General features: G+C 68.3%; 13 protein-coding genes. 6 read left to right on the plus strand and 7 right to left on the minus strand.

What is annotated here, in order from left to right; translation table 11 throughout:
• Positions 1–111 precede the first annotated feature (111 nt).
• The 4 genes from GIY23_RS08725 to GIY23_RS08740 all read right to left on the minus strand — a co-directional run bounded on the left by GIY23_RS08725 (position 112) and on the right by GIY23_RS08740 (position 5,589).
• Positions 112–450, minus strand: a complete 339-nt coding sequence (locus tag GIY23_RS08725; protein ID WP_154076183.1) for a hypothetical protein — start codon at positions 448–450, stop codon at positions 112–114.
• Between the two features lie 35 nt (positions 451–485).
• Complete coding sequence (locus tag GIY23_RS08730) at positions 486–701, minus strand: hypothetical protein (RefSeq protein ID WP_154076184.1); 216 nt, start codon at positions 699–701, stop codon at positions 486–488.
• Between the two features lie 196 nt (positions 702–897).
• On the minus strand, positions 898–2,847 hold the full coding sequence (locus tag GIY23_RS08735; protein WP_154076185.1) for a YhgE/Pip domain-containing protein: 1,950 nt from the start codon (positions 2,845–2,847) through the stop codon (positions 898–900).
• Between the two features lie 18 nt (positions 2,848–2,865).
• The gene (locus GIY23_RS08740; RefSeq protein WP_154076186.1) at positions 2,866–5,589 is read right to left on the minus strand and encodes an MMPL family transporter; all 2,724 of its coding nucleotides are present in this window, start codon (positions 5,587–5,589) and stop codon (positions 2,866–2,868) included.
• 186 nt (positions 5,590–5,775) lie between these two features.
• Between GIY23_RS08740 and GIY23_RS08745 the strand changes: the two genes are divergently transcribed.
• The 3 genes from GIY23_RS08745 to GIY23_RS08755 all read left to right on the plus strand — a co-directional run bounded on the left by GIY23_RS08745 (position 5,776) and on the right by GIY23_RS08755 (position 7,717).
• Positions 5,776–6,498, plus strand: coding sequence for a TetR/AcrR family transcriptional regulator (locus GIY23_RS08745; RefSeq protein WP_228717623.1), 723 nt, complete (start codon positions 5,776–5,778; stop codon positions 6,496–6,498).
• A gap of 98 nt (positions 6,499–6,596) precedes the next feature.
• A complete protein-coding gene (locus GIY23_RS08750; RefSeq protein WP_154076188.1) occupies positions 6,597–7,316 on the plus strand; it encodes a DUF4383 domain-containing protein in 720 nt (239 codons plus the stop codon).
• A gap of 77 nt (positions 7,317–7,393) precedes the next feature.
• Positions 7,394–7,717: a DUF2795 domain-containing protein gene (locus GIY23_RS08755; protein ID WP_154076189.1), complete on the plus strand. Its 324-nt coding sequence runs from the start codon at positions 7,394–7,396 to the stop codon at positions 7,715–7,717.
• Positions 7,718–7,754: 37 nt separating this feature from the next.
• Here the strand turns inward: GIY23_RS08755 and GIY23_RS08760 are convergent, their stop codons facing one another.
• Complete coding sequence (locus tag GIY23_RS08760) at positions 7,755–8,210, minus strand: PaaI family thioesterase (RefSeq protein WP_222850271.1); 456 nt, start codon at positions 8,208–8,210, stop codon at positions 7,755–7,757.
• A gap of 254 nt (positions 8,211–8,464) precedes the next feature.
• Positions 8,465–9,229 carry an IclR family transcriptional regulator gene (locus tag GIY23_RS08765; protein WP_154076191.1) on the minus strand — a complete coding sequence of 255 codons (765 nt, stop codon included), beginning with the start codon at positions 9,227–9,229 and terminating at the stop codon, positions 8,465–8,467.
• Positions 9,230–9,437: 208 nt separating this feature from the next.
• On the opposite strand from GIY23_RS08765, the gene GIY23_RS08770 reads away from it, so the two are divergent.
• Complete coding sequence (locus GIY23_RS08770; protein ID WP_154076192.1) at positions 9,438–10,535, plus strand: LLM class flavin-dependent oxidoreductase; 1,098 nt, start codon at positions 9,438–9,440, stop codon at positions 10,533–10,535.
• Complete coding sequence (locus GIY23_RS08775) at positions 10,532–11,134, plus strand: FMN reductase (protein WP_154076193.1); 603 nt, start codon at positions 10,532–10,534, stop codon at positions 11,132–11,134. The genes GIY23_RS08770 and GIY23_RS08775 overlap by 4 nt, the downstream gene beginning before the upstream one ends.
• 6 nt (positions 11,135–11,140) lie before the next feature.
• Here the strand turns inward: GIY23_RS08775 and GIY23_RS08780 are convergent, their stop codons facing one another.
• A complete protein-coding gene (locus tag GIY23_RS08780; RefSeq protein ID WP_154076194.1) occupies positions 11,141–11,818 on the minus strand; it encodes an adenosylcobinamide amidohydrolase in 678 nt (225 codons plus the stop codon).
• Positions 11,819–11,960: 142 nt separating this feature from the next.
• On the opposite strand from GIY23_RS08780, the gene GIY23_RS08785 reads away from it, so the two are divergent.
• Complete coding sequence (locus GIY23_RS08785; protein ID WP_154076195.1) at positions 11,961–13,568, plus strand: acyl-CoA synthetase; 1,608 nt, start codon at positions 11,961–11,963, stop codon at positions 13,566–13,568.
• Position 13,569: the final 1 nt, after the last annotated feature.

A 13,569-nucleotide genomic window follows, 5' to 3' on the forward strand; every position in this document is an offset into this window, starting at 1 on the left:
GTGAGTGGTCACGCGGCCTGTAGGTGGCTACTTGACATCGACCCGCCCGCAGCCGACCGCGAGGTGCGGTCCGCCACTCAAACCACCAGCCCAGATCAATCCGTGCACCCTCTACTGATGTTCCATGCCTTTGCCGGTGCTGCTGCGAGTGCCTTGCGGAGTCGGGCGTCCCGATTCTCGCGGGCCCTGCGGAGCGACGGGCGAGCTGCCGCGCTGGTGGTCGGGCGTGTCGACGGGTTCCTTTTCGGGCCCGGGTGAGGGCGTCGCGCCCTCATCGAGCTCGCTGCGGCGCTGCTGAAGGAGTTCGAGCACCGGAGTCCGGTTGGCGTGCGCGTGTTCGTGCTCGACGAGCTGGTCCAGTTCGTCGGTGGTCAGCGCCCGGATCCGATGCTGGAGCGCGCCCACCGGCAGCTCGTCGTAACCCGGTAGCGGAAGCGGCTGTTCGGTCATGACGAATCACGTCCCTTCGTACGCGGGGTGAGTGATCAGGCCTCCACCACAGGCGCGAGCCACCCGTCGTCGGCGGTGCTCCACGCCGCGCTCCGCGACCAGCCCGCCGCCCGCAGTTCGTCGTCGGCGGACGAGGAATCGGCGCCTGCGGGCAGCACGAGTTCGGTGATGGTCGCGCCTCGGTCGTCTCGCACGACGATCACCGGCTGCGCCCCTGCGGAGGCGTTCTGGATGTGCGCTGTGTTGGTCATCGCCTTCCCGTTCTCCAGCCGGTCTCGAGCCGGCTTGGTTCTTCGTCTGTGGGACGCGCTCCTAAGTGAGCACGCCCGGTGCTGCCGATGACGGTTACCCGCCCACGTGAGTGCCCAAACGTCACGGAGTGCACCGCGTCGACCGTCGGCGCGGTGCACTCCGGTGTGGGACGTAGTGTCTATTGTGGAGGGAAGATCAGGTGGTGGCGCCGCCGAATGCTCGAGGCGAGGACAGCTGGGTGGCATTGACGGTGCGGGCGCGTTCGACGACCAGACAGGTCACGACCAGTCCGCCGACGAGCCAGGCCAGCAACGCGGTGATCCCGCCGCCCGCCGGCGCGGTGTCCGCGAGCACGGCGCCGAAACCGTTCAGGGCCGGGCCGATGGGAAGCACCGACGTCAGTTGCCCGAGCAACGGTGGCACGGCGGTGATGAACCCGGTGGCGACGGCCATGAGCGCGACGAGCATCGACACGAACCTTCCCGCTCCACCGAACGCCGCGAGTGCCTGGTTGACCGCGGTGAACGCCACCGCGGTCACCACGGAGAGTCCCGCGACGCCGAACCACTGACCGATCGGCAGGTTCTGCGAGACGCCGAGCACGGCGCTGACCACGACACCCTGGGCGACGGCGACGGCAGTGGGCAACCCGAACTGGCGCAGCACCAACCTGGGCGTCGAGCGGGTCGATTCGAGCGTCCGCTCCGGCATCGCCCGCAACACCAGGAACGTCGCCAGCGCGCCGATCCACAGGGCGAGCGCCGCGTACAACGGCGGACCGGCCGAGCCGAACCCGAAGCCACGGCCCTCGCTGTCGGTGTTGATCGGGTCCGCGACCGCCTGGGACAGCGTGTCGCGTTCCTGTTCGCCGTACCGCGGTAGTTCCTCGACGGCGCGGTTCAATCCGTTGGAGAGCTCACCCGATCCGTTGCCGAGCTGATCGGCCCCACCGGCGAGTTCGCGGACGCCTCCTGCTAGCTGGTCGGCACCGTCGGCGAGCTCGTCGGCTCCACCCGTTGTCTGCGACAGGCCGTCGGAGAGTTGAGAAGCGCCGGAATCGAGCTGATCGGCCCCGTCGGCCAGCTGGTCGATACCCGACGTCAGTGCGGGCAGGCCGCCTCCGGATTCCGCCGTGCGTCCGGCGAGCGCGTCGAGCCCGGTGGAGATTCCGTCGCTGGCCTGCTGCACCTGCCCCGCACCCTCACTCAGCGCTTGGGACTTCGCGGCCTGGACGGCGATCTTGTTGCACATCGGCAGTGTGCCCGGTGGGCATTCCCTGGACATTTCGGCCAGTTCCTGCGACATGATCTGCAACTCGCTGTTGAGCTGCTGCACGCCTTCGGATTCCTGTGTGGACACGTCGGCCAATTGCCCGGCCTGGTCCGGAAGTTGTGCAGTCTGCTGCTGCAACTGCGTCAATCCGTCGGAGAGTCCGCCGGCGCCCTGCGTCAGTTGGGAGGCGCCCTCGTCGAGCTGTCCGAGGCCGTCGGCCAGGGTGCGGGATCCACCGGCGAGCTCGTCGGCTCCGTCGGCGAGCCTGCCCGTCCCGTCGGCCAGCTCCCGGGCCCCGTCGGCCAGCGACGTGGCGCCGTCGGAGGCCTGCCCGAGTTGGTCGCCGAGCGTGTTGAAGCCGACGTAGAGGTTGTCCAAGTAGGTGGTGGTGAGGTCGTTGCCGAGCAGCGCGGTGGCGGTGGAGGTGACCTCGCGGCTCACGGCCTCGTCGGCCGGTTTGCTGCGCTCACCGGTGGCGACGTCGATCGTGGCCTGCTGGGCCTGGGCGGGATCACCCGAGAACGAGGTCGCCGCCGCGGAGAAGTTCTCCGGAATGGTCACTACGGCCGCGTAGCTGCCGTCCTCGAGGCCTTGGGAAGCGGTTTCCGGTGTGGCGTACTCCCAGTCGTAGTTCCCGTCGATCTCGTCCCCGACGAGCTTCGCCGACAGTTGCCGGCCCAGGGGAGTGAGCTGGCCCTGCACCTCGACGGGCTCGTCGTTGTTGACGATCGCGGCCTTGACTCCGGCCAGCCGCTCGTCCGGCTGGCCCAACGACCAGCTGAGCACCCCCGCGACGGCCAGCGGAACCAGCAGCAGGCCGACCAGGGACAGGGCGATCCGCGTCCGGGATCGGTCGTGGAGCAACGAGCGCACAGCGATGACCTCTGCTTTCTAGCGGATCGCGCCGGTGAGGAAACGGGGGAGGGTGGGCCGCTCGTCGTGCAGTTCGGCGAACGTCACCGGGTCGGCGGGGGGCAGGACGTCGCGCACGTCGACTGCTCCTGTGGTGCCTGCGACCACCGGCGTCGGCGTGGCGGTGAGCGCCTGTCGGATCCGGCCGCGTTCGCCGCGATCGGCGATCCGGTCGGTTCCGTCGAGCACCAGCAGGCGGGGTTGTTCGGTCAACGCTTGCCGTACCGCCGCCGCGCCGTGCTCGCTCGCATCGACGTAGGCGACGCGCGAGCGCACTTCGGCACTGCGCGAGGGAAGCACGTGGCCGAGCACTTTCAGCTTGCCTGCGTCCGGTTTCAGGCGACCGGACACGGTCAGCAACAGCGCCGTGACCGCCGCGGGATCACCGCCGCGCACCACGTGGTTGCCTTGCTCGGGAAGCCGGAATCCGACGTCCTGGTACAGGAACCGACCGGACGACGGTTCGGCGAGCCGGAGCCCCTCGCAGGCGACCGTCTCGCGCGAACCGGGCTGCGGCCAGTCGCGCAGTTCGAGCTCGTCGCGCAGGTTCTCGCCTTCGACGTCGAAGGACGGCAGGATCCGGTCCAGCCACCGCGGCATCCACCACGCTCGGTCGCCGAGCAGCGTGAGCACTGCCGGGACCAGCGTCATGCGCACGATGAACGCGTCGACGAACACTCCGACGGCGAGCCCGAGTGCGATGGGTTTCAGGTTGGCGTCGCCTTCCGGTACGAACGCGACGAACACCGCGAACATGATGACCGCGGCCGCCGTCACGACCCGCGCCGACGAGACGAAACCGGTCGTGATCGCGCCGCGCGCGTCGCCGGTGTGTACGAACTCTTCGCGCATCCGCGACACGAGGAACACCTCGTAATCCATCGCGAGGCCGAACAGCACGCCCATCAGCACGATCGGCATGAAACTGATGATCGGGCCCGTGCTGGCGACGCTGAACACGTCGGCCAGCCAGCCGTCCTGGAACACCAGCGTGATGACGCCCATCGAGGCACCGATGCTGAGCAGGTACCCGAGCGTGGCCTTGATCGGGACCGCGATCGACCGGAACACCATCGTCAGCAGCACCAGCGACAGGCCCACGACCACGATCCCGAACGGCAGCAGCGAGGAGCCGAGCTTCTGCGACACGTCGATGCCCACTGCGGTCTGTCCGGTGACCGACACGTCGATGCCGTACGTGTCCTGGAAGTAGCCGTTCAGCGACCGGATCTCGGTGACGAGGTCGTTGGTCTCCTGCGAGTCCGGGGCACCTTCGGGAATCACCTGCACAATCCCGGTGTCGGCGGACGGATTCGGCGTGGCCAGCGGAACTTCGGCCACCCCGGGCAGGCGCTCGATCTCGCCTCGGAGGTCGTTCATCAGCCCGAGCGGGTCGGTGCTGGTGGTGATGTCGCCGGTGACGATCAGCGGGCCGTTGAACCCTTCCTCGAAGTGTTCGGAAACCAAGTCGTAGGTCACCCTGGCCGGCTTGTCCTCCGGCAGTGCTCCCGCGTCGGGCAGGGCCAGCCGCAGGCCGGCGGCAGGCAACGCCATCAGTCCGAGCGCGCCGACAACGGCCACCACGGTCACGACGGGGAATCGGGTCACCCCGCGCACCCATCCGGAGAAGAACCGGGTGCCGAAGGGTTGCTTCGCCGGACGGGATCGTTCGGCTCGCTGACGTGGGCGCAGCCGCCCGCCGGCGAATCCGAGCAGAGCCGGTATCAGTGTCAGCGACACCAGCACCGCGACGCCGACCGCTCCGGCGCCGGCCACGCCCATCGTCGTCAGGAACGGGATTCCGGAGACGCCGAGCCCGACCAGCGCGATCATCACCGTCAGCCCCGCGAAGATGACCGCGGACCCTGCTGTGGCGACCGAACGAGCGGCGGCTTCTCGCGGCTCCGTTCCGTCCGCGAGTTCCTGCTGGTGGCGGGAGACGATGAACAGTGCGTAGTCGATGCCCACGGCCAGACCGAGCATCAGCGACAGCAGCGGCGTGGTCGCGTTGATCGTGCCGAACGCGGTGGCGACCAGGATCAGCAACGTGGACACGGCGACGCCGATGAGCGCGTTGAGCAGCGGCATCCCGGCGGCGAGGAACGAGCCAAGGGTGATCAGCAGCACCACCATGGCCACGATCAGGCCCAGCACCTCGGTGATGCTCACGCCGGGGAACTCCTGCGCGTACAGCGGTCCGCCGTGCGAGGCCTGGGCTCCGGCGGGCAACCGCTCCTGCAGATCGGTGCTGATGCCCGCGATCCGGTCCTTGGTCGCGTCGCTGATCGAGGTGACCTCGCCGTCGAGCTGGAGCGCGATCAGACCTGCCTGGCCGTCGTCGCTGATCGACCCGCCGATGTCCGTGGCGTACGGCGAGACGACCTGTGAGGTCTCCTCCAACGTGTCGAGCTCGGCGACGGTGTCCTCGACCTCCTGCTGTATCGCGGGGTCGCGCACGTCGCCGCCGTCCGGGGCGACCACCACGATCTGCCCGGAGGCTCCGGCGGTTTCCGGGAACGTGACGGACAGGCGGTCGAGCGCCTCCTGCGACTCGGTGCCGGGGATGCTCACCGAGTTGTCCATGCCCTGGTGGAACATTCCGGCGGCACCGCCGACCACGGCGAGCAGGAGCAGCCACGCCACGAGCACGGTCTTGCGGGCGTCGAACGCCCTGCGGCCGAGTGTGTAGAGGAAAGAGGACACGCCAGTCTCCTTCTCGCCGGTAGCACCGGAGAGGTCGAGATCGTTGGATCACCGCGGACGAGCCGCGTGGATACGGAACTGTATTCGATACAGGACTGTATCCGATGCAGTATCGTATCCGATACGATGAGGTCTCGGACGGCAGGTGTGAGCCGGCTGACGATCAGCGGAGAGGACGATCTCGGCGTGAGCAACGACAGCAGCGCCACGACGACGGGCGCCCCGGCGCGGGAGACCGCACGCCGGGCCAAGACACGCGAACGGCTCCTCGACGCCGCGTACCGGCAGTTCTGTGCGCACGGGATCCACGGCACCTCGATCGAGGCGATCACCGACGACGCCGACTTCACCCGCGGGGCTTTCTACTCCAACTTCGCCAGCAAGGAGGAGCTGTTCCTGGCGCTGACCGAACGCGAACACCACGCTCGGCTGGAAGGGCTGCGCAGCCAGTTCACCGACGTGACCGCGCTACTCGGGCAGACGGGAGGCAAACCGGCACCGGAGACGATCGAGAACGCGATCGCGGACATCCTCGCCTCGCAGCCGAAGGGCAGGCAGTGGTGCGTGCTCGACGCCGAGTTCCGGCTGCTGGCGATGCGCGACCCACAGGTGGCCGGCCGTTACCTGCAGGCGTCGCAGGATTTTCGGCGACGGCTCGCCGAGCTGGTCGACACCGCGTTCGCGACGGTCGGACTGCGGTTCGTCATCGACTCGTTGCGACTGACCGGGGTGCTCGTCGACCAGTTCGAGTCCGCCATGCAGGAAGCCATCCTCTCCGGTGCCGAAGACGCCGAACAGGCTGCCCGCGACAACGTGATGCGACTCCTGCCGCAACTGGTGCACAGCTTGACCGAGGTCAGCGACGAGGCTGAACCGTCGGCTTCGCGTGAGGCCGACGCCCGGCAGTAGCCCTGGGGCGGCCTCCGATCTGCGGCTAATCCGCGTCCGGTGGTGAGAATCCAGTCGCCACCGGGTACCTCCCTCGTAGGGCTCGGAGGGAGGACGAGATGGCTTCGACCAAGGCCCGGCAGCCGTGGACGTTCGTCGTGCACCGGGTGGCGGCGGCGGTGCTCGGCCTCGGACTGTGGGTGTTCGCGGCACTCGGCTTCGTGAACGGACTTCCGTTCTTCTCCACGAGCGGCACGGCGGTGCTCGGGATGTCGGTGAACAGTGCGTTGTCCACGATCTCGGTGCTTGCGGGGCTGGTGCTGCTGTGCTCGGCGTGGTGGGGCGACCCGCTTGCCTCCACGACCATGATTGTGCTCGGAGTGCTGTTCGTCCTGTCCGGGCTGGTGCATCTGGCTCTGATCGACACTCAGTGGAACGTTCTGGCATTCGAGTTGTCGAACGTGTTCTTCAGCCTCGTGGCCGGTCTCGTCCTGGTGGTGCTGGGTTTCTACGGGCGGGTCTCCGGTGGGTTGCCGCCGGACAACCCGTATCGGCGTGCCCACCCGTTGCGCCGCACGCGACCCACGCCCGAAGAGCAGGAAGCGGCGTCCGAGGTCGACGAACGGGAACAACAGTTCCTCGAGGCCGAGATGGCGATGGGCGAGGGACATCCCACATCGCGACAGGAAGAACTGGTTCGAGGCGAGCTGCGCGAGCGGCAACGGCGCGAGCGTGCCCGAGCGTGGAGCAATGCGCTGCGGGACGACCTCGGATCCGCGCCGGGGCCGGGCCATTCTTCCCGGTCGTCACGTCAGGAGGGCACGTCGGCTCAGAGCTGAGACTGCTGCGCCAGGTTTGACGTCTGTCGGTTGCGGGAACACCGCAGCACACGACGACGTACCGAGAAGGGAGACCCATGAGCACCGACGCAGCCACGGTGCGCGCGAGCCTGTCGCAACTCGACTTCCCTGCCAGCAAGGAGGCGTTGGTCGAGTACGCCGAGAACAACGGCGCCGACAGCGAGACCGTGCGCGCGTTGCGCGCGCTTCCGCTCGGCGACTACGAGAGCATCGGCGACGTGACCACCGCGGTGCCCAAGGACCGCTCGGTCACGGAGGGTCAGTCCGATTCGGACAAGGCTAAGCAGGCCAGGAACGCCCGGGACAACGTCGCCGAACACGAGGTCGAAGTGTCCGAGAACCCGATCGTCGAGGAACTCGGCGAGAACCGCGGCAGCTGAGCGGGCGTCGGTCGCGACTCTGCGAGCAGAGAGTGGTTCAGTCCTCGGGCTGGATGATCAGGCAGGTGGTCGTCGCGTGTGCGATGAGCTTGCCCCGATCGTCCAGGACCCGCCCCTCGGCAGTGGCGGTACGACGACCGCCGTGAACGACCGTGCCTTCGGCGGTGAGGGTACGGCCGTCGGGCGGCGCGGCGCGCACGTAGTTCACCTTCAGCTCCAAGGTCGTGTAGGTGACTCCGGCGGGAAGAGTGGTGTGCACAGCGCAGCTCATCGCCGAATCGAGCAGGGTCGCCGCGATGCCGCCGTGGACGACACCGAGCGGGTTGGTGAAGTCCGCGCGGGTATCGAGCGAGATGACGAGCTTGCCGTGCTCGACCTCGTCGAACCGCATACCGAGCAGTGCACCGATGTTCGGCATGTCGGTCGGCTTCTCCGACTGCACCCAGCGCATGAGTTCCAAGCCGGACATGGCAGTGAAGTCTTCTGTGAACACGTCTTCTCCGTCGTCGGCGGATGAGCCCCTCATGTCCGGAACCCACTCGATACTACTCGACAGTAACTTGCAGGGTCCCGCCCTACGTCCGCCGCCCTCAACAACATCCCACCCCGATCGCCCTCATGTCTCGCCGCCTCCCGCGCCGCCGGGTGGCAAATTCGCGCGAATTTGCCACCTCGCTGTCCACAGGAGGAGAGGTTGTCCACAGGTTCGGGAGGGTGTGGGTGCGGTCGTGAGCACGATCGGGTGACTCAGGGCAAGGTCAGGGTTTGCACATCGGCTTCCGCTCGGGTGACCGCAGTTCGCATCTCACGCACCATGCCGGGGATCAAGTCCGTGCGGAACCGTGCCGACGGCGCTGCGATGGACAACGCGCCGAGAGCCTGACCGGTCCCGCCGTGCACGCACATGCCGAGTGCCGACACGCCGTCTTCGGTCTTCTCCTGGTTGAGCGCGTAGCCCGATTCGCGTATCGATTTCAGCTCGCGCAGCAGCGTCTTCCACTCCCGATCGGGCAGTGCCCGGTCCGAGTCCTCCGCCCGGTACAGCTGCTCCAGCTGGGAACGGTCCAGTTCCGCGAGCAGCGCCTTGCCGCCGGAGGACCGGTGCGCGGGCAGGATCGTGCCACGCCTGTCACCGACGTGCAGGACCTGCGTCGACTCGACCGTGGCGATGAACCGCGTCTGCGTGCCGACGCGCAGCATCAGGTTCACGGTCTCCTGCACGCGTTCGCACAGCGCGTCCATGTGCGGATACAGCAGCGTGCGCAGCTGTTGGTTGGGCTGCTCCGGTGCCTGTCCGGCCAGGGCTGGACCGGGGGCGTAGCTGCGTCGGTCATCCTGGATCGCGAAGTCCCGGTACACCAGCATCGACAACAGACGGTGTGCGGTGGAGCGGGCGATGCCGAGCTCCTCGGCGGCCTCACTGACCCGCACGGTGCCCTGGTCGCGAAGCATCAGCAGCAACAGGAGCGCGTTGTCGACGGAAGTCAACGCGTACGAGGGACGCTTCTTCATACAGGAACTCTATTCTGTTCTCGCGAACAACCGCAGGACGATCGACTCTCGGCTCGCGCGCCCGAATGGGGCGAACGGCACTGTCGCCTCGTCTGGTGGGGCGAACGTGCCGTTCGCCGCTCACTCGTCGGTGGGGCGGCGTCGGGAATAGCGTCCGGGTGGCCGATGTTCTCAAGCTAGTTGAATCGTGAACTAAACGGAGGGTGTCATGCAGTTCGGCGTCTTCACCATCGGTGACGTCACCCCGGACCCCACGACCGGCCGAGCGCCGACCGAGCACGAACGGATCCAGGCGATGGTTGCCATCGCGCGCAAGGCTGAGGAAGTCGGACTGGACGTCTTCGCCACCGGTGAGCATCACAACCCTCCGTTCGTGCCGTCCTCGCCGACCACCATGCTGGGGTTCGTCGCAGCGCAGACCGAACGTCTCATCATGTCCACCGCGACGACGCTGATCACCACGAACGACCCGGTCAAGATCGCCGAGGACTTCGCGATGTTGCAGCACCTCGCGCAAGGGCGCGCCGACGTGATGATGGGCCGGGGCAACACCGCCCCGGTGTATCCGTGGTTCGGCCAGGACATTCGCCAGGGGATCCCGCTGGCCGTGGAGAACTACGCACTGCTGCACCGGCTGTGGCGTGAGGACGTCGTCGACTGGGAAGGCAAGTTCCGTACGCCGCTGCGCGGGTTCACCTCGACGCCCCGCCCGCTGGACGGCGTGCCGCCGTTCGTCTGGCACGGCTCCATCCGCAGCCCGGAGATCGCGGAGCAGGCCGCGTACTACGGCGACGGCTTCTTCCACAACAACATCTTCTGGCCCAAGGAACACACCCAGCGCATGGTGCAGCTCTACCGGCAGCGCTTCGAGCACTACGGGCACGGAACCGCCGACCAGGCGATCGTGGGCCTCGGCGGCCAGGTGTTCATGCGACGCAACTCGCAGGACGCCGTGCGCGAGTTCCGGCCGTACTTCAACGACGCCCCGGTGTACGGCGGCGGGCCGTCGCTGGAGCAGTTCATGGCCGAGACGCCGCTGACCGTCGGCTCGCCGCAGCAGGTCGTCGACCGGACGCTGTCGTTCCGTGAGTACGTCGGCGACTACCAGCGCCAGTTGTTCCTGCTCGACCACGCGGGGCTGCCGTTGAAGTCGGTGCTCGAACAGCTCGACCTGCTCGGCGAGGAAGTCGTCCCGGTGCTGCGCAAGGAGTTCGCCGCCCGCAAGCCCGAGCACGTGCCGGACGCCCCCACGCACGCGTCGATGCTCGCCGCCCGGCAGCGGAACTCGGAGGTGACCTCGTCGTGACCCGCATCCTGGCGATCTCCGCCGGCTTGTCCGCCCCGTCGAGCAGCCGGTTGCTCGTCGATCGCCTCACCGCGGCCGCGCGCGAGGAGTTCGACAGCGGGGAACCGACGGTCACCACCGTCGAACTGCGCGACCACGCCCACGAGATCACCGACCATCTGCTCACCGGATTCCCCGGTCAGCGGCTGCGCGGTGTGCTCGACGAGGTCGCAGCCGCGGACGGTCTGATCCTGGTGACGCCGACGTTCATGGCTTCCTACAACGGCCTGTTCAAGTCGTTCATGGACGTCGTCGAACCCGAGTCGCTGGACGGGAAACCCGTGCTGATCGGCGCCACCGGCGGAACCGAACGACACTCGCTGGTGCTCGATCACGCGCTGCGTCCGTTGCTGGCGTACCTGCGTGCGACCGTGGTCCCCACGGGCGTCTACGCGGCGAACAGCGACTGGGGCAACGACACCGATCTCGATCGGCGGACGCAGCGAGCAGCGAGCGAGTTCGCCCGGCTGATCGAGTCTCGTCCCGCCCCTCGGCGGTCCGACCCGTTCGCCGAGCCAGTGCCCTTCGATCAGCTCCTGGAGGACGTCTCGCCTCGGTGAGGTCGGTCAGGTTCCTCTCGGGGCCGTGCCGAGCTGTCCGTCCACAGTGGCCGCCGTCTCGCCGCGGATTCCGGCGGCCACCGCGCCGTGCACGGCCCGGGCGAGCGGGGCGCCGATTCGCGACCGGGGGCCACCATAGGGCTCGGCGGGCCCGTCGGTCGGGCACAGCACGACTGTGGCGTCCGTGGGAGTCCCAGTCCCCGGGACCGCGGACTCGGCCAGTGCCTGAGCTTTGGCCTCGGCCACGGTGGCGACGGCGTTCACGAGTGCGGACTCGCTCAGGCGTACCGGCAACCACACCACGGCGTTGATCGTTCCCGTGCCCACGGCGAGTACGTCGTCGCCGGAGGCCGCCCACGTCGCGTGCGCTCCGATCCCCGTGGTGACCGAAGCCGTGACGCCGCAGTCGGTCACCGTGGCCCCGTTGCGTACGTCGACGGCCGTGAGCAGACCCGTGCCCGAGCCGGACAATCCGCACACAGCAGCGAGGTCGTCCACGTGCCCGGCAGGATCGTCACGGGAGTAGCCGTTGACGACCGTCGCGTTGAGCACCCAGTGGCGGAGTCCCAGGCCGCCGCCCCGGACACCGGACGAGATCGCCAACCACGGCAGGGGGCAACGCCACACGAGTAGCGGGAACTCGTCCACCACCCGAAGCTGCGGCGCCGGGCATGCGAGGCTCACCCGGCCACCCGGCCGGACGCGTCGTCGCTGTGCATGAGTGCCCCTTCCCGTACTGTGTCGCGCCCGGGAAGCCGTCCCGGCTTGTCCGAGCTTGCGGGGTTCGTCATGATCCCACTCTGAGCGGGGACGAGAGGAGCATGCGATGCCCGAGCCATCCGACCGTACCGTTGCCGACGCCGTTGCTCGGGCTCGCGGGCATTCCGTGGGTGACCTGCTGCACCGCACCGCGCGTCGCGACCCGCACAAGCTCGCGGTCGTCGACGGCGACCTGCGTGTCACGTACGCCGAGTTCGACGTGGCGGTGAACCGGGCCGCGCACGCGCTCGCCGAGCGAGGCGTCGCCAAGGGCGACCGGCTCGCGTTGCTCAGCCACAACTGCTGGCAGTTCGCCGTGACCGCGTACGCCACCGCGAAGCTCGGAGTCCTGCTGGTGCCGATCAACTTCATGCTCAACGCCGAGGAGATCGCCTACATCCTCGAACACTCCGGTGCGTCCGGGATCCTCGCCGAGGACTCGCTCGCCGACGTCGCCGAGCACGCGCTGGCGTCGGCCGGCATCGAGGGCGGTGTGCGAGGCTCGATCCCGCTCTCCGGTGGGCGGCCGCGCGACGGATGGGACGACGTCGACGACTGGTGGCGCTCGGGCCCGGAGCACGCGCCGGACGTCGCCGTCACCGACGACGACCCGCTGCGGCTCATGTACACCTCGGGGACCGAGTCACGCCCGAAGGGCGTGATGCTCTCCAGCCGTTCGCTGATCACCCAGTACATGAGCTGCGCGCTCGACGGCGAGATGCGCTCGAGCGACGTCGAGGTGCACTCGCTGCCGATGTATCACTGCGCGCAGCTCGACTGCTTCTTCTCCGTCGACGTCTACCTCGGCGCGACCAGCATCATCCTCCCGGGGCCGGACCCGGCGACACTGTTGGCCACGATCGAGCGGGAACGCGCGACGAAGCTGTTCTGCCCGCCGACGGTGTGGATCGGCCTGCTGCGGCATCCGGACTTCGCCTCGACGGACCTCTCCAGCCTGCGCACCGGCTATTACGGCGCCTCGCCGATGCCGGTCGAGGTGTTGCGCGAGCTGCGGGAGCGATTGCCCGACGTGCGCCTGTGGAACTTCTACGGCCAGACCGAGATGTCTCCGCTGGCGACGATCCTGCAACCGCACGAGCAGCTCGAACGCGCGGGCAGCGCGGGCCGCGCGGCGATCAACGTCGAGACCCGGCTCGTGGACGACGACGACCGGCCGGTGCCGCCCGGAGAGATCGGCGAGATCGTGCACCGCAGCCCGCACGCCACGCTCGGCTACTACCGGGACGAGGACAAGACCGCCGAGTCGTTCCGCAACGGCTGGTTCCACTCCGGCGACCTCGGAATCATGACCGAGGACGGCTATCTGTCGGTCGTGGACCGCAAGAAGGACATGATCAAAAGCGGTGGCGAGAACGTCGCAGGCCGCGAGGTCGAGGAAGCGCTGTATCTGCTCGACGGAGTCGCCGAGGCCGCGGTGTTCGGCCTCAACCACCCGTACTGGGTGGAGGCGGTGTGCGCGGTGGTGGTGCCGAAGGAGGGCGCCGTCCTGACCGAGCAGGACGTGCACACCCATGCGAAGTCCGCGCTGGCGGGTTTCAAGTGCCCCAAGTACGTGGTCTTCGCCGACGCACTGCCGAAGAACCCGAGCGGCAAGATCCTCAAGCGCGAACTCCGCAGGCGACACGCCTCCCTGGTCGAGACGGACCCGGCCTGAT

The sequence above is a fragment of the Allosaccharopolyspora coralli genome (assembly GCF_009664835.1).
Lineage (GTDB): Bacteria > Actinomycetota > Actinomycetes > Mycobacteriales > Pseudonocardiaceae > Allosaccharopolyspora > Allosaccharopolyspora coralli.